Genomic DNA, 17,511 nt, shown 5'->3' with positions numbered 1-17,511 from the left:
ATCTTGCGAGGGCTGGCCGCAACGTGTTGCGGCCGGTGAACTGGGCGGACCCGGTGTGTTCGGTAAAGGGGGCTCGACCGCGTAATCAGAAGAGCAGGCACTCGGAGCTACGCGCGCTGCTGCGTTGCCAACCGGCGTGGCCTGCCGACCGAGCTTGCGGGGCTACGAGGTTCGGCTTCCGGAAATCGCTGCAGACCTCAACAGGGGCTCACTGGGTGACGCTTGGTGGGTCAGCTTTGGTGAGCAAAAGCGGGTCAGTTCCGGGGAGCGTCAAGGGGCCTACCAGGAATACCGCTGCGTATACGGCGAGGATGTCGAGACGGGGCTGAGGTTTCTGTTCAACGCCATGTCAGCCAAGGAGGAAGCAGGAAATCGGTTGCAGGGCATCCCGAGCGCGATCCAACTGGACAACGGGCCGGTCGGTAAGTCGGCAGTGTTCCGCCGCGTGATGGAGTGCCTTGGCGTCGAGGTCATCCTGCATATGCCGCGCAATAGCGACGGCCGACGCACCACGGCGCGCAGCAAGGGCAAGGTGGAGCGTCCCTTCCGGACGGTGAAGGAAGCGCACGAGACGCTGTATCACTTTCACAAGCCAGCGACCGAAGCGGAGGCCAATCGCTGGCTCGTCAACTACGTGACCAAGTACAACCATCGGGACCACCGCACCGAAGACCACAGCCGCCAGGAGGACTGGCTTACGCACCTTCCCGCGGATGGGCTACGGGCGATGTGTTCGTGGGAACGATTCTGCACCTTCGCCCGCGAGCCGGAGCGGCGTACCGTGGCGATCGACTGCCGCCTGACCGTCGCGGGCGTGACCTACGAGGTGGATGCCGAATTGGCCGGCGAGGAAGTCATCGTATGGTGGGGTTTGTTCGATCAGGAACTCTTCGCAGAACTGGGTGACGACCGCTACGGCCCGTTTCAGCCGGTCGGCGGGCCGATCCCGATCCATCGCTACCGCAAGCATCGCAAGAGTCGGCGTGAGCATCGTGCCGACCAGGTGGCGCAGTTGGCCGAGAAAATCAGCATCCCACGTGCTGCGGTGAGCGGAGAGAGCGACATTGTGGTGTGCGCCCCGCCGGGCGCCGCGCTCATGCCGCCGGCGAAGCCGTTCGACGGTCCGGACCCTTTCCACGAACTGACCTTCCCCAATGCGGTAGCGGCTCGGCAGGCCATCGCCGAGGAGTTGCGCTTGCCGCTTGCGAAGCTCGGCGATGAGGACCGCGCCTTCATCACGCAACTACTCGCGGAAACCCTGTCACGGCCCGTCATTATTGCAACCATTCGCACCCGCTTCCCGGCGGGGCGCAAAGGAGGAATCGCCTGATGCTCACCGAAGTCATGCGGCACTACCACCTCAGGCGTCCGCCCGTGGATGTTGGATTCTTCGAAACCGACCATCACCAGCAAATGACTCGCGACCTGATAGCCGCGATCCAGGGAGGGCGTCTGATCGCGCTGACCGCCGTGATCGGCTCCGGCAAGACCGCGCTCGCGCGGCGCCTGCGCGACAGCCTCGATAAGGAGGGGCGCGTGATCGTGTCGCGCTCCTTGACCCTGGACAAGGCCAAAATCACCGTCCCCTTGCTGATCGCCGCACTGTTCTACGATCTGTCGACGGAGAAGACGGTCACGATATCGAGCCAGTCGGAGCGGCGCGAGCGGGATCTGCAGGAGCTATTCCGCAAGGTCAAGAAACCGGTCGCGCTGTTCGTCGATGACGCGCACGACCTGCACCCGAAAACCCTGACCGCCTTGAAGCGCTTGCTTGAGCTGGTCGTAGACGGCGGCGGGCAGTTGGCGATCGTTCTGATCGGGCATCCCAAGCTCAAGAACGACCTGCGCCGCCCCAAGATGGAGGAGGTGGGAGATCGGACTACCATCTTCGAGTTTGGGGGTCTGCGCGACCGGCAGCGCGACTACATCGACTGGGCGATGAAAGCCTCGCTCGAAGAGGGCGTCGAGCCGGGCACAGTGCTGACCGACGACGCGGCCACTCTCCTGGCTGCAAGGCTCAAAACCCCGCTGCAGATCGGGCGGCACCTGGTGCGCGCTTTCGAAGCAGGCTTTGAAGCCGGTGTGAAACCAATCGACGCCGCCATCGTGGAGACGGTGCTGTCGAGGCGCATTGATGATCTGGAACCCCAACTGACGCGGCACGGGTACGACGTGCGCGCTTTATGCGAACAGTTCGAAGCGAAGCCGGTGGAGATCCGCGAACTGCTGCGCGGCACGCTGAATCCGCAGCGCTCGACGGAACTCATCGAGGAAATGCGGGCAGTGGGACTGCCGCTGTGACCCTCCGCACCGCGAACGCGATTGAGCGTCTCAACAATGTGCGTCCGTCTCACGTAATGTGGTTTGAGAATCACCGAATGTGCGTCTGGAGTCGCTATCCGTCTCAACTAATTTGCGTCAGAAAGCCCTCTTGATTGTGCGTCTGGGCCGACATCATTTTGCGTCGCTACAGTTAGCGGCTGGCCGCGCGCATTAACGAACAACTCCGTCGCCGGCGCCGGACCGCGCACCGCCAACCACGCGCGCAAATCCACGCAAGTCTGCTTCCAGAGTGGGAGCAAACGTTCCCGACGGCCCTTGCCCATGATCCGCACATTGGGCGATGGTTGCCACTCGATCGCATTTATCGGCAGGTTGACCAGTTCCGAAACGCGCAACCCGGCGGAGAAGCATAGGTGGAGCATAGCGCGGTCGCGGATGCCGTCGTGGCGCTGGAGATCCGGCGCATTGAGAACGGTCTGCATCTCATCCATCGACAAATAACTGATCAAGTGGGAATCGGTGCGCTTCGCCGGGATCGCCAAAATGCGCCGGCTTTGTTCCAGCAGCGCCGGCACGCGATGCTCGATAAAGCGCATGAAGGACTTGATCGCCACCAAGCGGGCGTTACGCGTGCGCGGGCCATTGTGGCGCTCGGTTTCAAGGTGTTGCAGGAAGTCCATCACCAATTTGGCGTCGATCTGCTCAAGACTTAGCGCCGATGGCGTAAGCCGCAGTCGCTTGCCGGCAAACTCGAACAGCAACTGGAAGGCGTAGGCATAGCTGTCGCAAGTGTGCTCGCTCGCGCCACGTTGCAGGGGAAGGCGTTCGCGCAAAAAGGCGGTGATATGGGGGGCGATCGGTGTCATGGCGTTTGCTCCTCGAACAAGCGCTCGCATACGTCGACGATATCCTCCATCAATCGTGGCGAGCTTTCCAAATACCAGTACGTGCTGCTTGGGACTGCGTGACCAAGGTAGGTCATCAGTGCCAGCATGTGGCTCCCAATGTGGTCGCGAGCATGCGGGCAAGCTATCAGCGCATTCGACGCAAAGGTGTGACGAAAATCGATCAGCCGGGGCCTCGGCTGCCCTGCTTGGCGGGGAAGACCGCAGGCTGACAGGAGTTTGTGGAATGTCGGATACACTGCGTCGAGACTCAATGGACCGAGCTGTGTCGAGAGGAACATATGGTCATCATTGGTGGCAACTCGGCGGCGTTCGACCAGATATCGCTCCAGTGCCGCCTGGGTCGTCGAGTGCAACGGCACCAGCCGACTTTTTTTAAACTTCGTGTTGCGGATCACCAAGCCGTCAGCGGAAATGTCCTGGAAATGGAGGCTGATGGCTTCGGAAATACGCAGCCCGGTCGCGGCCAGCAGGCCAATCAAGGTGCTGTAGGTCTGCGCCCGTAGCGTCCCTGGCGGACCAAGGTGCAGCGCTTGCGCCATCAGCGCCTGGATTTCGTTCTCGGTATACAGATAGGGGGTTGGCCGCTGCCGCCGCGCACAATACACGCCCTGCGGCGGGATCTCGTGGCGACCATCGGTAGCATGAGCAAACCGCGCAAAGCGGATGACCATCTTCAAACGGTTGCTGCGTTGCGATTCCGACCGCCCTTGCCCTGCCCAGGCGATGGCCGTCGCGGCGACTATGACGGTGTCTCCTTGCGCACTGGCGAAGCGGACAAAGCCTCGGAGGCGGTGTTCGTCATCGACGAGAGCGAAACCGGCCGCGTGGCGAACAGCCAAATAGGTATCAAGCGCGTCCTTTAGCATGATGTCGCTCCCGGCCACGGCCTGATGACTTGCTGCAATAGTCCGATGTCGACTTTGGCGTACAAGGCGGTGGTGTCGATGCTGCGGTGGCGCAATACTTCGCCAATGACCTGGAGCGAAGCGCCTTGGCGGAGCAACCCGGTTGCCGCCGAATGGCGGAAAATATGGGAACCGAACGACAGCGCCTCGACACCGGCACGCCGGATGGCACGCGTAGCGACATGCTTGACCACGTTTCGGGTGATCGGCTCCCATGGAGCGACAGCGGTGATAAAAACGTAGACGTCGTTTACCGAGGGACGCGCTTGCCGCAAATAGTTCAAGATGGCGTCACCGACGTCCTGAGGCAAAGGCAGTTTGGCCTCATGCCGACTCTTGCCGATGACGGTAAACGTGCCGTGCAACCAATCGATATCGTCGAACTTCAACGAGGCGACGTCGCTGGCGCGCAGGCCGAGTCGTGCCAACAGCAGAAGGATGGCTTTGTCGCGGATATCGATAGGCCTTGCGCCATTGCATGCCTCCAGAACACGCTCTACGTCGGCCGGCGGCAAATAGCGGGGCAAGCTCGCCAAGCGCCATTCGGCAATGGTCGGAATGGCGGCGTCGAGGCCCGGCTGACAACGTTCAGTGGCGATCAAAAACCGAAGAAACATGCGAGCGGCTTTTACACGGGTTTGTGCAACAGCGCGGCCGTTGCGCTTGGCGTAAGTCAGAATGAAGCCGTGGAGCTTGGTGGCATTGAACTGCTCTGGTTGCGGGTCCAGCGAAGAGAGCAGGTCCATGACGTGCTGGCGATAGGTGATCAGCGTCGAGGGTTTGACGCCACGGTGAATTTGCATCCAGTGCTCGAATGCGGCCACCAGTTCCGGCGGAGCTAGCGCCGCCTTGGTAGCGACGATGCCTTGCTGGGCGCGAAGAAACTCCGTGAACTGTTTCGCGCCGCGCCAGTAGATCGAATGCTGTCCCTTCGTGCCATGCAGCCGACCCTGCTTGGCCAAATGATCGCAGAAGGTATTCCAAACACCTTCGTGCAAGGAAGTCAGGTCACCACCGGCCACCTGCATCCAGTTGGCGAAGCCGACCGCCCCAAGGAGAAGATGCCGGATGGCGTCTTTGCAATAACCCCGTTTCACCAACCAGTCAGTGAAAGGGTCTAGATAGGGACCGACAGGTCCCGCATAATACCCCGCGCGCGTTGCCGGGCGCGTGAAATAGGTCGTAAGCATACTGTCCTCCTTTGGCTAACCAACCGTTCAAGGACGACAGTAATATGCCGAGAAAACCGGCAAAAGAAACCGCTGCAACCACCTGATTTCAAGGCAAATGCTGCCGCCCTAGGAAAGAATACTCCTCATATTCCTGGACTCTGCATATCCCAGAAAATTCCGTCAATCTGGGGTAGAACAAGCAGTTGTGTCACCAGCCGCCACCTTGGAGTAAGCGGGAGCTTCATTTGCTCATCAACTTGCGCAGCAGGCGCTTTTCCAGGGAGACGCATTCCTGCGGATTGCGTCCCTTGTGCTTGGCGATGCGATCCGCCGTGGCGACCTGACGCTTAATGGGCCAGAGCAGGAGCGGCCAGCCATCATTCGTCGCCGTCCAGGCCTCCACAGCACAAGCGGTCCGGGTACAGCGCCGTCAATTGCGATAGCGTCGCCTGTACCTCTTCCAGATTGGTCATCATGTGGGAAACCTGCTCATCCAGATCGCTGGCCAGCTCGAATAGAGAAGCGACCTGGCTGCGCGATCCCTCGTTGATGACGGCCATTGCCAGTTGGTGCAGCTTCAGCAGGTCGGTGCGAAGCTGCGGCGGGGTGGCGTATTCGCCATCGCTGAGATCGTCGCGCAGTTCGTCCACGGCATCGACGGCACGCAGCAGCGAATGCGTCTCGAAATTATCCGGAGACAGTTTGTCCCACTCTTCATCGGTAATGCGGGCTACCATCGGCTGGCACCTGATCAAGCGACCGCGAGCGTCAGGTGTCCGACCGGCTCGGCGGCCGGCCGCACTTTGATCTCGATGTCGTAGCCGAGGCGGTTCAAGCAGTCCATCAGCTTGCGCTCGGACAGGTTCGTGAAGTCACCACGCATCATGCCTGACACCTTCGGTTGCGGGATGCCCATGCGTTTCGCCGCCTCTTGTTGATTCAGCCCAAGAGCGCGCATTGCCTTCCTGATTTCGACTACCAAGCCGGTCTTGATCTTGAGTTTTTCGGCGTCTGGCAGTCCAAGGTCGGCAAAGACGTTGCCCGAGCTGCGCTGAACCTCGACGCCTTCAATGATTCGTTTTTGCATTTCGTAGCTCCTGTGCCAATGCGTCGGCCACTTTCAGCCGAGCGCGCAATGATGTCCATATCTGACTTTGGTGTGGCGATCCCCCTCTTGCTCTTCTTCTGGAAGCAGTGCAGGACGAACACCGCTTCCGCGTACTTCACCGTGTAGACGGCCCGGTACGTGCCGCCGGCATCGTCCTCGACAACCTCAAGCACGCCGGCACCGCCGAAGCCCTTGAGCACCTTTGCCGCGTCGTCCTGATCGCCCATCTGCGCCAACGACAGTGCGTAACCGAAGCGCCTGCGCACGTCAGGCGGCAACGCCATCAGATCCTTGTAGCTGCTCGCGATCCATTCGAGCGCTTTTTCTTCATTGGTCATGGCGGCAGTTTATACCTGTTCAGGTAAACGCAAAAGCGCGATACCAGTCGCGTTGATGTCGCAAAACACCTGCTTCCCACCCGGACGGCAAAGCGTCGCAAACGATAGTCTCGACAGGGCGAAAGCTGCACGGGAAACGGTGTCGGATAGGCCGGATGGCCGGAAACCTTGTCTCCGGCGTTTTCCGACTACGAAATGGCGGCTGGTGACACGGCTTGCTTGTTCTACCCCTTGTGGCGGCGATAGCCGGCTGCCTCGCAGAGCAGGATGTCCGTTGAGCACGCAGTGCGAATAAGGGCTTCGTGAAGAAGGACGACCCGCCTGCGGGTGGGCCTACTTCACATATCCTGCCCGGCGCTGCAGCGTTGTTCTACCTTTTTTTACCGTTACTGCACCGTTGTTTTACCTTTTTTCTACCGTTGTTTTACCGTTACTGCACCGTTGTTTTGACAACACCAGCCCGGACAAACAACGGCGACAAAGCGCCGTAACCACGCTTTGTCGCCGCCATGACCCTCTTGAGGCCACCCAACCAACCCCCGCGCAACAACGATTTCCCGAAGAAAGCTGTCTGTTGCCGCACCCCCTTTGCCCGCGTTCAAGCGCTTGAACGCGGTTTCTTAAGTGCCGTCAGCTCGCCCTGCAACCGGGCGGCTTCCACCGCAGCAGCCTGGGCTTCGGCGCGTGCAGCCGTCACTGCTTCGCGTTCGGCCGTCTGTCGCGCATGGGCCCGCTCCAGTTCGCCCTTGAGGTCCTCGACCCGCGCCGCCAGTTCGCCGGCCTTGGCCTCGGCGGCGGCCATCCGTTCGGTCTGTGCCGCTCGCGCCGCTACCGCTTCACGCAAGGCCTGCTCCTGCGCTGCAGCATGACTCTCGGCCTGCTCGCGCTCAGCCTCCAGTCGGCCGATCGCCTGCTCCGCCTGGTCAAGCTGTGTCTGGATCGCGGCGACCTCTTCCCGCGTCGCCGCCCGCAGCGCTTCCACCTGCTGTCCGGCCTGTTCGTCGAGCAGGCCCCAGAACTCCCGGCCGAGACTCATCAGCCGGGCGACAGCGGGTTCCGGCAGTTCTACCGGCTGCCGCTGCTTTGGCGCCGCCTCCCGCCACTGGTCCAGATAGCGCTTGACCGTCGTATAGCTGCCCCCGCCGATCCCTTCCTGCACGTTCAAGATGGTCGGCGCCGTGCCCTGGTCCGTCAGGGCCTGTGCCACCTCGAAAACACGCGCTTGCGTCACCACCGCCTTGGCCATGATTTTATGTCCTTGAAATAGCGTCCTGAAATTATCGTTATAATGGTAATAAGATTACGGTAATTACCATAATTCAGCAAGAACTCCGTCGCAGAAAAGCCGAAACAAACGGGGCACCGAACGGCCCGCCGGCGCAAAAACGGGCGGCCGCCCGATCCTCAGCCATCACGTAGAGCGCGTGGGTAACGCACCGGGTTATGCAAGGGCTTGTCCACAGAAATCCGGGAGAGTCCAAGGTCACGTCAGACGAAGCCCGTAGAGCGCGCCAGAAAGGATTAGGTAGGGGAGTTCCTGCCCCACCCGAAGAAAACGCGCTCACGGCCCGCTGTGGCCGATTCCCGGGGTGCTCCGAGCGACGGATTGGCCCCGCAGTGCCCTCTTCCCCACCCCGGGCCAGTCGCCCCCGTGGCAGGAGTCGTCTCAGACAAGGAAAGAATCGCACGATAAGGACGGCCGCCACCAACACCGACGAAGGTCTGCGAGAAGCCTTGCCGAGAAAGCAGCGCGACTCTGCGGTGATGTGCTCTAGGTGCTCTCAAAAACCGTTCTCGCTTGGAGCGACGCGCAACGGCGAGTTTCGAGAGATCTGAAACTAGTCTACTGGGGACTAATAGAGTAGGATTAAATCCTATTCACGCGCTTTGGAGGTCGCTATGCGAACCACACAACAACTGAGCATCACCCTGCCTAACGACATGGCGGCCGCGGTGAAAGCCAAGGTGCAGACTGGCGAGTACGCCACCGAAAGCGAAGTCATCCGCGACGGCTTACGTGCACTCCTGGCGCGTGATCGAGCCGTCGAAAGCTGGCTGCATCACCAGGTAGGCCCGGCCTACGATGCGCTTAAGGCAGAGCCTTCCCGCGCGGTCACTATTGACCAGGTGCGCGCCCGTCTTGCCGCCGAACACGCCAAGGCACGATGAGCTATCGCGTTGCCTTCTCCCCCGAGGCAGAGGAACAGCTTGCGGCTCTGTACGGCTACATCGCCGCTGCGGCGTCTCCCGACATTGCCGCACGCTACACCGAGGCTATCGTGAGCTACTGCGAGAGCCTGCGTACCTTCCCTCATCGCGGCACCATGCGCGATGAGGTTCGTCCCGGTCTACGCATCACCCACTACAAAAAACGCGCCGTGATCGCCTTCGACGTGGACGCCGAGCAGGTATCCATCATTGGCGTTTTCTACGGCGGCCAAGACTACGAAACGATCCTGCAAGACGATTCCGAAGACTGAAGACGCCCCCCGTCCCGGCGGGCATTGCTGTGATCGAAGTGGCGGCTGGTGACACGCGTGTTGGGGCTACCTCTCCTCATCCCCGGGCCGGTCGCCCCGGTGGCAGGGCGTTGCGTTGCCGGGCGGCGTAGTCGGCATGCTCGGCGGTCTTCCGAGCATAGGCTTCGCCGTTCTCGCGAGCCTTGGCGCTTTCTTCCAGCAGTCGTTCGGCAGTCGCTTCGATGCCGTGGCCCCAGGAGAGCGCGATCTTGCACCAGATGAAATCTGCGCTGGTGCGCTTTGGACTACCGCCGGAGCCGAGCGGCGCCCCTTCGAGGCAGCGCGCGTAGCTGGGCCATTTGCGGGTCCGTAGCCCGCCGGAGGATGCCACGGCGGGGGGAGGCGCCGCCGGAACCGGCCGGGCCGGCGCGACCACCCCCATCGCGTCGAGGGTCTGCGTAGTGACGCGCAGCCCGGGCTGGGCAGCGTCGATCAGGATCCGGGGGAAGTTCGGGGCGTAGGCGGGTTTGAAATTGGCGGTGCCGGCGACACGAGTGGCGCCGGACGCTTCCTTGTCGGCGCCCGTCCCTTCCTTGAGCCGCGCGGCGAAGCCCCGAGGAGCGCTGGTGACGGCCACCCAGGCCTGCTGTCCCCTGGGACTGGTGCGCAGGATCAGGAATGCGGCCGGAGCGATGCGGGCCAGGGCATCCGGCGCGAGATCGTCGAGCTGCACCAGAGTGACGCCGTCGCCGGCGCGAGGTCGAACGATCAGATTGTTCTGCCGCCGCGCGGCGCTGGGCACCAGGTAGGGCATGGACTGCCGGGCCTGGGCCAAGCTTTGCGCTGGGCGAAAGCCCCGTTTCTCCTGCTGGAGGTTGGTGTGGGTGATGTCGAAAGCCTCGGCCCCCACACTGGCAAACAAGTTGAGCAGGCGCAGCGCCTCGGCGATCGGTTCGCCTGCGTCGTCAGACCCGTTCCCGTTCATGACCCCCCCTGCCCCCCGCCGTGGCTTCTATTTGCGTTGTCTATCCCGTGAACGTTGCCGAAAGCTAGTGGGCGTTGGCGGGGAGTGTAATTGATAACACGTTATCACGCTATCATGATAGCATGTAAACATGGTTGTTGTTTACGGAAGAAACTCTTGCGAATCCTGGTGGAGGTTCTCTAACCCGCAACCCGGATAGTCTGACACGGGACAATCTGTCGATTGAACAACTCGTCGTCGTCTTCTTGTTTGTTGATTTCTGCATGGCAAGGCCGTAGGGAACTTGCTTCCTTGTTGCTGTTGCCTCTGAGCGTGTAACGCGATCACTCTCAAAAGCCGTGGGCTTGGTTTGTGTTTATGCCTATGGCAAGCATAGTTGCCCACCGGCGGGAACAAGGATAAAGACTTTTTAAAGGATAAAAAAAGGATAAAAGAATAGGGCGAAAAAAACAGAGGTTTTTTTCTTTTATAACAATATTTTAAAAAAACGACCCGTCAGCTGGACAACCTGTCACCGTGCAAAAACAGGTCGTTTTTTGGCCCGCTACTCGTGTTTTTTCGTCCTCTGGATGGGTCATTTGGCGACCTGTCAGCTGGACAACCCGACTTTTTGAGGACCTGTCAGCTGGACAACCTGCCAAAAAAGTGACCTGTCAGCTGGACAACCCGCTCTTTTATCGACCTGTCAGCTGGACAACCTACCAAAAAAGTGATCTGTCAGCTGGACAACCTGCCACCTGTCAGTTGGACAACCTGCCTTTTGCCGTGACCTGTCAGCTGGACAACCTGCCTTTACCGCGTCCGCATAGGCTTATCCACAGGCCTATCTAGGGCTGCTGCTGGTCTTTGACTCGGGGCCGAGGTTTGCCGTGCAAGCGTGTTGGCGATGCTCTTGGCGTCGTTCTGGCGGCGGTTGGCGGCCTTCTGCTCGGCAGCAAATTCGCGGGATGGGAACAGCGTATAGCTCGCGTCTTCCAGCTTCCCGCGACTGCCGCGTTGCTCGACCTTCTTGCACGCGTAGAGCACGCCCAATTCCTTGATTTCCGTCCACGCATCGTCGAGAGCGGCGATCGCCTGGCGTTGCTGTTTGTAGCCTTCCAGCAAGCCGCTGTCGCGCTTGATCGTGCTGAAACGCATCTCAAAGCTGTTGGTGATAGCCGCTGCAGTGTATTTCAGCACGAGCTGGCTAATGAGCCAGCGAGCGAGTTGGGTACGGCATTTCATCAGACGCCGGTAATTGAACTGCCGATAGGCGACCTTATCGATGCTTTCCGTGACGAACGGGTGAAACTCCACATACCATTTGGCTTCTGGATTCTTCTCCAGGTCGTCGCGCTTTACCCCTATCAGCTTTGGAAAATAAGTTGAGCGGGCAAAGTGCCGAACGCCGAGAGGATCGGCGGGGTCGCTGGTTTCAAGGTCAATGGCCCCTAACGACAGCACATCCATTCCTTCGGCCAAGTCCCTGTAGGTCATGGCGTGGCCTTGACTGGCCAGCTCCTGCCGCAACCGATGAAGCGTGAAAATCAAGCCGCTGCGCCGATCTGGCTGGTCATAGAAGCCTGCTGGGGGTGCTGCGGCGAGGCGACGCAAAGCGTGTTCTATCAGCTCTTCGCGGGCACTTGGGTAATATTCAATCGTCTCCTCCGTCGGGTTTCCAGCCTCGTCGCGCACTTCAATACGGGCGGGGCGGACGACTGCGGTGAGGGGAATGCCGCGATAGTGGAAGGCCACCTTGCGGATAGGCAGATACCCCCCAGGGAGGCGTACTTCGTCCTGGTTCTTGCGGGATAGCGCATAGCGCGGGATGCTGTCCCAGAGATCGACCGCATTGGAGAGCGTGGCGCGTTCGTTGTCGGTGTTGGCGAGAAAGTCTTGAAACAGACTGAGTTGCTGGTTCTCGAAAGCGTCCACGGGGATCGGCTTGAATGCCTTGGGTCTGCGGACGGCTTTTTTTTTGGCTGTGCTTTCTTCAATCATGCCGCACTCCCCTTCCCTTCCCTGCTCAAGCGATTTGGTCGCGGCCATAGTGAGCAAACAACAGATTAACCGCCTCGATCATCAGAGCTTGCTGCGTTTTGTCCTGTTCAAGCCCCATGTAACTTAGCTGCTTCTCCGCTGCCTCGGTCAAATAAACCAGCTTGCCGCGCTTGCCTTCACGCGATGCCGTGCGAACACGCGACGGGCTCGCTGCTGCGGTCGGTTCCGCGACTCCTGCCGGTGATGGAGCGGGCGGCGAGAAGATCGAGGCGAGGTCGTTGGCGGACTTAGCTCTTGTCATGGTGCTAGTCTCCTATCATGTAAGGATGTTTGCGTGTTTGCGTGCTATCACGATAGCTTCAAGCCTTGTTTGATGCAAGCGAAAAGCTCCGCTATTTCCTGTGCAGCCTTACCGTCCGGCTCGTATTCATGTACGGCGCGGCAACCGGTCAGGGCAGACTCGAACGCGGCGCGCCGGTGCAGAACGGGGGGCAACACGTTGATGCCTTGTCCTTGGATAACCGCTTTGGCTTCGTCCGCCTTGTTGGAATTGGGTTGCGCATGATTGATGACTACGGCGGCGGCGGTGTTGGATAGCCTGGCGATGTCCGCCGTTGAAATCAGGGCTTTGAGGTCAAAGCGGGCAGGGCGGCAGGGCATTAAAACGAAGTCGGCCAGCTTCGCCGCTTGGGCGGCGTCACGATTTGAGTGAGGCGCGGTGTCGATGATGAGCAGTTGCACCCCGTTGTCCTCTGCCTTCTTCTTCTCCCTCGGCAGGTCGCTTTCTCTCGCCCGCACGAAATCGAGTTTCGGGCTGTTGGGGTCATTTTCGGCCCGGCCTTGGTTCCAATCGTAAGCGCTGCCCTGTGGGTCGAGGTCGATCAGGGCAGGATGGATGTTCTGCGTCCGTGCGTAGGCAGCGAGATGCACGGCAATCGTGCTTTTGCCGCTGCCGCCTTTCTGAGCAAGGATGGCTAGGGTCTTCATGGCACGACTTCCTTATAAGATAGATTGGTATCATGATAGCCTGCTCGCATGCGTTCGTGGTCGTTTGCTGTAGTGCTATCACGTTAACAATATAGCGCCAAAGCGGGCAAACCGAAATTTTTCTGGCGAGGCGGGGCGCAGCCATGCCCCGCCACCCAGCGTGAGCGAAGCTGACGCCGCTGCCTGGCTTTTGCGTCATGAGAATCGTTGTCGAAGGCCTGGACTTCAGGACTGGTGCGCGCAGCGCGCGCGTGGACGCCCTGATGTTTTATCTGTCATGGTTTTGAGCTTGCCCATACATAGCACTTAGTGCCATGAAACGAACCTGGGGACGCGGCATGTCCATTTAAAAGACCCGATGGTTCGACTGTTGGGCGCACAAACAGGGATTGACCACGATTTGTGTGGACCACTGGGATCGCACGGCCGCCGGGGCGGAAGACGAAGTGGCAAGGCTTGCGCTCACGCGTAGGGGCAACAGCTAAACAGGCACCCGAACGTATCCGCGGCGAGTTCGGACCTTCTCCACGGTCTCGATCATCTTCATGCCTTCCTCTTCGCTTGATACGAAAAGAGTCCGGAGCGCACCAAGACGATTGGTCTTCCCGCCCCTGGAAACGACGAGCACCCAATCCTGAAGCAGGTCACGCATCAGGCGGACCTCGTAGTACCTGGTACTTGTCTCCCAGCGAACGCGCATCGTTGCCTCTCCTCCACGCTGCATTGCAGGCCATCATTGAAAAGCAGAATACGGTGAAACGGCCCTCCAGCGAACGGCTACCGCCGTCCGGCACCGCAATGTCACTGGTGAAACGCTGTCCCCAGGTCACGAGCGCTGTGCAGGACACGTGCAATCGGGGTTGTAAGCCGGAACCGCCGAATATGTAGTGCACCGCATATTCGGCGATATGCAGAGTCCAGGAATATGAGGAGTATTCTTTCCTAGGGCGGCAGCATTTGCCTTGAAATCAGGTGGTTGCAGCGGTTTCTTTTGCCGGTTTTCTCGGCATATTACTGTCGTCCTTGAACGGTTGGTTAGCCAAAGGAGGACAGTATGCTTACGACCTATTTCACGCGCCCGGCAACGCGCGCGGGGTATTATGCGGGACCTGTCGGTCCCTATCTAGACCCTTTCACTGACTGGTTGGTGAAACGGGGTTATTGCAAAGACGCCATCCGGCATCTTCTCCTTGGGGCGGTCGGCTTCGCCAACTGGATGCAGGTGGCCGGTGGTGACCTGACTTCCTTGCACGAAGGTGTTTGGAATACCTTCTGCGATCATTTGGCCAAGCAGGGTCGGCTGCATGGCACGAAGGGACAGCATTCGATCTACTGGCGCGGCGCGAAACAGTTCACGGAGTTTCTTCGCGCCCAGCAAGGCATCGTCGCTACCAAGGCGGCGCTAGCTCCGCCGGAACTGGTGGCCGCATTCGAGCACTGGATGCAAATTCACCGTGGCGTCAAACCCTCGACGCTGATCACCTATCGCCAGCACGTCATGGACCTGCTCTCTTCGCTGGACCCGCAACCAGAGCAGTTCAATGCCACCAAGCTCCACGGCTTCATTCTGACTTACGCCAAGCGCAACGGCCGCGCTGTTGCACAAACCCGTGTAAAAGCCGCTCGCATGTTTCTTCGGTTTTTGATCGCCACTGAACGTTGTCAGCCGGGCCTCGACGCCGCCATTCCGACCATTGCCGAATGGCGCTTGGCGAGCTTGCCCCGCTATTTGCCGCCGGCCGACGTAGAGCGTGTTCTGGAGGCATGCAATGGCGCAAGGCCTATCGATATCCGCGACAAAGCCATCCTTCTGCTGTTGGCACGACTCGGCCTGCGCGCCAGCGACGTCGCCTCGTTGAAGTTCGACGATATCGATTGGTTGCACGGCACGTTTACCGTCATCGGCAAGAGTCGGCATGAGGCCAAACTGCCTTTGCCTCAGGACGTCGGTGACGCCATCTTGAACTATTTGCGGCAAGCGCGTCCCTCGGTAAACGACGTCTACGTTTTTATCACCGCTGTCGCTCCATGGGAGCCGATCACCCGAAACGTGGTCAAGCATGTCGCTACGCGTGCCATCCGGCGTGCCGGTGTCGAGGCGCTGTCGTTCGGTTCCCATATTTTCCGCCATTCGGCGGCAACCGGGTTGCTCCGCCAAGGCGCTTCGCTCCAGGTCATTGGCGAAGTATTGCGCCACCGCAGCATCGACACCACCGCCTTGTACGCCAAAGTCGACATCGGACTATTGCAGCAAGTCATCAGGCCGTGGCCGGGAGCGACATCATGCTAAAGGACGCGCTTGATACCTATTTGGCTGTTCGCCACGCGGCCGGTTTCGCTCTCGTCGATGACGAACACCGCCTCCGAGGCTTTGTCCGCTTCGCCAGTGCGCAAGGAGACACCGTCATAGTCGCCGCGACGGCCATCGCCTGGGCAGGGCAAGGGCGGTCGGAATCGCAACGCAGCAACCGTTTGAAGATGGTCATCCGCTTTGCGCGGTTTGCTCATGCTACCGATGGTCGCCACGAGATCCCGCCGCAGGGCGTGTATTGTGCGCGGCGGCAGCGGCCAACCCCCTATCTGTATACCGAGAACGAAATCCAGGCGCTGATGGCGCAAGCGCTGCACCTTGGTCCGCCAGGGACGCTACGGGCGCAGACCTACAGCACCTTGATTGGCCTGCTGGCCGCGACCGGGCTGCGTATTTCCGAAGCCATCAGCCTCCATTTCCAGGACATTTCCGCTGACGGCTTGGTGATCCGCAACACGAAGTTTAAAAAAAGTCGGCTGGTGCCGTTGCACTCGACGACCCAGGCGGCACTGGAGCGATATCTGGTCGAACGCCGCCGAGTTGCCACCAATGATGACCATATGTTCCTCTCGACACAGCTCGGTCCATTGAGTCTCGACGCAGTGTATCCGACATTCCACAAACTCCTGTCAGCCTGCGGTCTTCCCCGCCAAGCAGGGCAGCCGAGGCCCCGGCTGATCGATTTTCGTCACACCTTTGCGTCGAATGCGCTGATAGCTTGCCCGCATGCTCGCGACCACATTGGGAGCCACATGCTGGCACTGATGACCTACCTTGGTCACGCAGTCCCAAGCAGCACGTACTGGTATTTGGAAAGCTCGCCACGATTGATGGAGGATATCGTCGACGTATGCGAGCGCTTGTTCGAGGAGCAAACGCCATGACACCGATCGCCCCCCATATCACCGCCTTTTTGCGCGAACGCCTTCCCCTGCAACGTGGCGCGAGCGAGCACACTTGCGACAGCTATGCCTACGCCTTCCAGTTGCTGTTCGAGTTTGCCGGCAAGCGACTGCGGCTTACGCCATCGGCGCTAAGTCTTGAGCAGATCGACGCCAAATTGGTGATGGACTTCCTGCAACACCTTGAAACCGAGCGCCACAATGGCCCGCGCACGCGTAACGCCCGCTTGGTGGCGATCAAGTCCTTCATGCGCTTTATCGAGCATCGCGTGCCGGCGCTGCTGGAACAAAGCCGGCGCATTTTGGCGATCCCGGCGAAGCGCACCGATTCCCACTTGATCAGTTATTTGTCGATGGATGAGATGCAGACCGTTCTCAATGCGCCGGATCTCCAGCGCCACGACGGCATCCGCGACCGCGCTATGCTCCACCTATGCTTCTCCGCCGGGTTGCGCGTTTCGGAACTGGTCAACCTGCCGATAAATGCGATCGAGTGGCAACCATCGCCCAATGTGCGGATCATGGGCAAGGGCCGTCGGGAACGTTTGCTCCCACTCTGGAAGCAGACTTGCGTGGATTTGCGCGCGTGGTTGGCGGTGCGCGGTCCGGCGCCGGCGACGGAGTTGTTCGTTAATGCGCGCGGCCAGCCGCTAACTCGATCCGGCTTCGAGTACATTCTCAACAAATACGTTCAGACGGCCGCCGAACGATATCCCGTGCTTAAGCAACGGCACATCTCGCCGCACAGCCTGAGGCACAGCGCCGCGATGATGGTGTTGCAGGCAACGGGGGATATCCGCAAAGTCTCGCTCTGGCTCGGCCATGCAGACATCCAGACGACCGAAATTTACTTGCGGGCGGACCCAACAGAAAAGCTGGATGCAATGAGCGCCGTTGTGCCGCTCTCACTAAAAAAAGGACGGTTCCGGGCGCCAGACAAACTGATCGCCTCGCTGCGGGGCGCTTGAATATGCTGAGCGATGGGAGCCGACATGGCCGTCAGCACAAGGCTCCCACGCCTGCAATTCTGCATATTCCTGGACTCTGCATATCGCCGAATATGTAGTGCACCGCATATTTGACGGTTCCCGCTTACAACCCCCAGTTGCAGCAGGGCCCGCTGCCGAAGCAGAAACCAGCGCGTTCCGGTCGCGGACCCCCGCCGTCATATTG

16 protein-coding genes and 2 pseudogenes are annotated in these 17,511 nt (G+C 60.0%); 7 read left to right on the top strand and 11 right to left on the bottom strand.

The window, feature by feature from the left end; genetic code table 11:
* Window positions 1-259: 259 nt before the first annotated feature.
* Both QZ648_RS23065 and QZ648_RS23060 read left to right on the top strand, forming a co-directional pair.
* Window positions 260-1,330, top strand: a pseudogene (locus QZ648_RS23065) (IS481 family transposase); the annotation flags it as partial.
* Window positions 1,330-2,301: an AAA family ATPase gene (locus QZ648_RS23060; protein ID WP_169068491.1), complete on the top strand. Its 972-nt coding sequence runs from the start codon at window positions 1,330-1,332 to the stop codon at window positions 2,299-2,301. The pseudogene QZ648_RS23065 and the gene QZ648_RS23060, both read left to right, overlap by 1 nt.
* A 107-nt stretch (window positions 2,302-2,408) precedes the next feature.
* Here QZ648_RS23060 and QZ648_RS23055 read toward each other — a convergent pair whose 3' ends face one another.
* The 7 genes and pseudogenes from QZ648_RS23055 to QZ648_RS23025 all read right to left on the bottom strand — a co-directional run bounded on the left by QZ648_RS23055 (window position 2,409) and on the right by QZ648_RS23025 (window position 7,960).
* Entirely contained in the window at window positions 2,409-3,149 is a 741-nt protein-coding gene (locus QZ648_RS23055) for a tyrosine-type recombinase/integrase (protein WP_169068490.1), read from the bottom strand.
* On the bottom strand, window positions 3,146-4,057 hold the full coding sequence (locus tag QZ648_RS23050) for a tyrosine-type recombinase/integrase (protein ID WP_291985968.1): 912 nt from the start codon (window positions 4,055-4,057) through the stop codon (window positions 3,146-3,148). The genes QZ648_RS23055 and QZ648_RS23050 overlap by 4 nt, the downstream gene beginning before the upstream one ends.
* Complete coding sequence (locus tag QZ648_RS23045; protein ID WP_291995983.1) at window positions 4,051-5,286, bottom strand: tyrosine-type recombinase/integrase; 1,236 nt, start codon at window positions 5,284-5,286, stop codon at window positions 4,051-4,053. The genes QZ648_RS23050 and QZ648_RS23045 overlap by 7 nt, the downstream gene beginning before the upstream one ends.
* Window positions 5,287-5,645: 359 nt before the next feature.
* Window positions 5,646-6,005 (bottom strand): transposase, encoded by a 360-nt coding sequence (locus tag QZ648_RS23040; protein ID WP_169068487.1) that lies wholly within the window; start codon window positions 6,003-6,005, stop codon window positions 5,646-5,648.
* Between the two features lie 14 nt (window positions 6,006-6,019).
* Window positions 6,020-6,355: a helix-turn-helix transcriptional regulator gene (locus tag QZ648_RS23035; protein ID WP_169068486.1), complete on the bottom strand. Its 336-nt coding sequence runs from the start codon at window positions 6,353-6,355 to the stop codon at window positions 6,020-6,022.
* Window positions 6,336-6,714: pseudogene (locus tag QZ648_RS23030) on the bottom strand (type II toxin-antitoxin system RelE/ParE family toxin). Before QZ648_RS23030 ends, QZ648_RS23035 begins: the two are co-directional and overlap by 20 nt.
* Window positions 6,715-7,312: 598 nt before the next feature.
* Window positions 7,313-7,960, bottom strand: a complete 648-nt coding sequence (locus QZ648_RS23025; RefSeq protein ID WP_169068740.1) for a DNA-binding protein — start codon at window positions 7,958-7,960, stop codon at window positions 7,313-7,315.
* A gap of 653 nt (window positions 7,961-8,613) precedes the next feature.
* On the opposite strand from QZ648_RS23025, the gene QZ648_RS23020 reads away from it, so the two are divergent.
* Together QZ648_RS23020 and QZ648_RS23015 are read left to right on the top strand one after the other, a co-directional pair.
* Window positions 8,614-8,883: a type II toxin-antitoxin system ParD family antitoxin gene (locus QZ648_RS23020; RefSeq protein ID WP_169068561.1), complete on the top strand. Its 270-nt coding sequence runs from the start codon at window positions 8,614-8,616 to the stop codon at window positions 8,881-8,883.
* Window positions 8,880-9,194 carry a type II toxin-antitoxin system RelE/ParE family toxin gene (locus QZ648_RS23015; RefSeq protein WP_169068739.1) on the top strand — a complete coding sequence of 105 codons (315 nt, stop codon included), beginning with the start codon at window positions 8,880-8,882 and terminating at the stop codon, window positions 9,192-9,194. Before QZ648_RS23020 ends, QZ648_RS23015 begins: the two co-directional genes overlap by 4 nt.
* Window positions 9,195-9,270: 76 nt before the next feature.
* On the opposite strand, the gene QZ648_RS23010 is transcribed toward QZ648_RS23015, so the two are convergent.
* The 4 genes from QZ648_RS23010 to QZ648_RS22995 all read right to left on the bottom strand — a co-directional run bounded on the left by QZ648_RS23010 (window position 9,271) and on the right by QZ648_RS22995 (window position 13,125).
* On the bottom strand, window positions 9,271-10,158 hold the full coding sequence (locus QZ648_RS23010; RefSeq protein WP_291998418.1) for a DNA-primase RepB domain-containing protein: 888 nt from the start codon (window positions 10,156-10,158) through the stop codon (window positions 9,271-9,273).
* 792 nt (window positions 10,159-10,950) lie between these two features.
* Complete coding sequence (locus tag QZ648_RS23005) at window positions 10,951-12,138, bottom strand: replication protein (protein ID WP_291998417.1); 1,188 nt, start codon at window positions 12,136-12,138, stop codon at window positions 10,951-10,953.
* Between the two features lie 25 nt (window positions 12,139-12,163).
* On the bottom strand, window positions 12,164-12,439 hold the full coding sequence (locus QZ648_RS23000) for a ribbon-helix-helix domain-containing protein (RefSeq protein WP_169068699.1): 276 nt from the start codon (window positions 12,437-12,439) through the stop codon (window positions 12,164-12,166).
* Between the two features lie 47 nt (window positions 12,440-12,486).
* On the bottom strand, window positions 12,487-13,125 hold the full coding sequence (locus QZ648_RS22995; protein ID WP_248595660.1) for an AAA family ATPase: 639 nt from the start codon (window positions 13,123-13,125) through the stop codon (window positions 12,487-12,489).
* A 1,054-nt stretch (window positions 13,126-14,179) separates the two neighbouring features.
* Between QZ648_RS22995 and QZ648_RS22990 the strand changes: the two genes are divergently transcribed.
* From QZ648_RS22990 to QZ648_RS22980, 3 genes are read left to right on the top strand one after another with little or no spacing between them, the layout of a single operon-like run.
* Entirely contained in the window at window positions 14,180-15,415 is a 1,236-nt protein-coding gene (locus tag QZ648_RS22990) for a tyrosine-type recombinase/integrase (RefSeq protein WP_291995983.1), read from the top strand.
* Window positions 15,409-16,320 carry a tyrosine-type recombinase/integrase gene (locus tag QZ648_RS22985; RefSeq protein WP_291985968.1) on the top strand — a complete coding sequence of 304 codons (912 nt, stop codon included), beginning with the start codon at window positions 15,409-15,411 and terminating at the stop codon, window positions 16,318-16,320. Before QZ648_RS22990 ends, QZ648_RS22985 begins: the two co-directional genes overlap by 7 nt.
* Entirely contained in the window at window positions 16,317-17,306 is a 990-nt protein-coding gene (locus tag QZ648_RS22980; RefSeq protein WP_169068653.1) for a tyrosine-type recombinase/integrase, read from the top strand. The genes QZ648_RS22985 and QZ648_RS22980 overlap by 4 nt, the downstream gene beginning before the upstream one ends.
* The last annotated feature ends 205 nt before the right edge of the window (window positions 17,307-17,511 follow it).

The sequence above is a fragment of the Candidatus Accumulibacter sp. ACC012 genome (genome assembly GCF_907163155.1).
GTDB lineage: Bacteria > Pseudomonadota > Gammaproteobacteria > Burkholderiales > Rhodocyclaceae > Accumulibacter > Accumulibacter delftensis.
Note: the sequence above shows the minus strand (reverse complement) of the source record. Positions and strands in the feature narration are given on the sequence as shown.

Coding starts and splice junctions, on each gene's coding strand:
- QZ648_RS23020 (WP_169068561.1), top strand. CDS start 8,614: ATGCGAACCACACAACAACTGAGCATCACCCTGCCTAACGACATGGCG.
- QZ648_RS23000 (WP_169068699.1), bottom strand. CDS start 12,439: ATGACAAGAGCTAAGTCCGCCAACGACCTCGCCTCGATCTTCTCGCCG.
- QZ648_RS23050 (WP_291985968.1), bottom strand. CDS start 4,057: ATGCTAAAGGACGCGCTTGATACCTATTTGGCTGTTCGCCACGCGGCC.
- QZ648_RS23010 (WP_291998418.1), bottom strand. CDS start 10,158: ATGAACGGGAACGGGTCTGACGACGCAGGCGAACCGATCGCCGAGGCG.
- QZ648_RS23055 (WP_169068490.1), bottom strand. CDS start 3,149: ATGACACCGATCGCCCCCCATATCACCGCCTTTTTGCGCGAACGCCTT.
- QZ648_RS23035 (WP_169068486.1), bottom strand. CDS start 6,355: ATGCAAAAACGAATCATTGAAGGCGTCGAGGTTCAGCGCAGCTCGGGC.
- QZ648_RS23060 (WP_169068491.1), top strand. CDS start 1,330: ATGCTCACCGAAGTCATGCGGCACTACCACCTCAGGCGTCCGCCCGTG.
- QZ648_RS22980 (WP_169068653.1), top strand. CDS start 16,317: ATGACACCGATCGCCCCCCATATCACCGCCTTTTTGCGCGAACGCCTT.
- QZ648_RS22990 (WP_291995983.1), top strand. CDS start 14,180: ATGCTTACGACCTATTTCACGCGCCCGGCAACGCGCGCGGGGTATTAT.
- QZ648_RS23025 (WP_169068740.1), bottom strand. CDS start 7,960: ATGGCCAAGGCGGTGGTGACGCAAGCGCGTGTTTTCGAGGTGGCACAG.
- QZ648_RS23005 (WP_291998417.1), bottom strand. CDS start 12,138: ATGATTGAAGAAAGCACAGCCAAAAAAAAAGCCGTCCGCAGACCCAAG.
- QZ648_RS22995 (WP_248595660.1), bottom strand. CDS start 13,125: ATGAAGACCCTAGCCATCCTTGCTCAGAAAGGCGGCAGCGGCAAAAGC.
- QZ648_RS23040 (WP_169068487.1), bottom strand. CDS start 6,005: ATGGTAGCCCGCATTACCGATGAAGAGTGGGACAAACTGTCTCCGGAT.
- QZ648_RS22985 (WP_291985968.1), top strand. CDS start 15,409: ATGCTAAAGGACGCGCTTGATACCTATTTGGCTGTTCGCCACGCGGCC.
- QZ648_RS23015 (WP_169068739.1), top strand. CDS start 8,880: ATGAGCTATCGCGTTGCCTTCTCCCCCGAGGCAGAGGAACAGCTTGCG.
- QZ648_RS23045 (WP_291995983.1), bottom strand. CDS start 5,286: ATGCTTACGACCTATTTCACGCGCCCGGCAACGCGCGCGGGGTATTAT.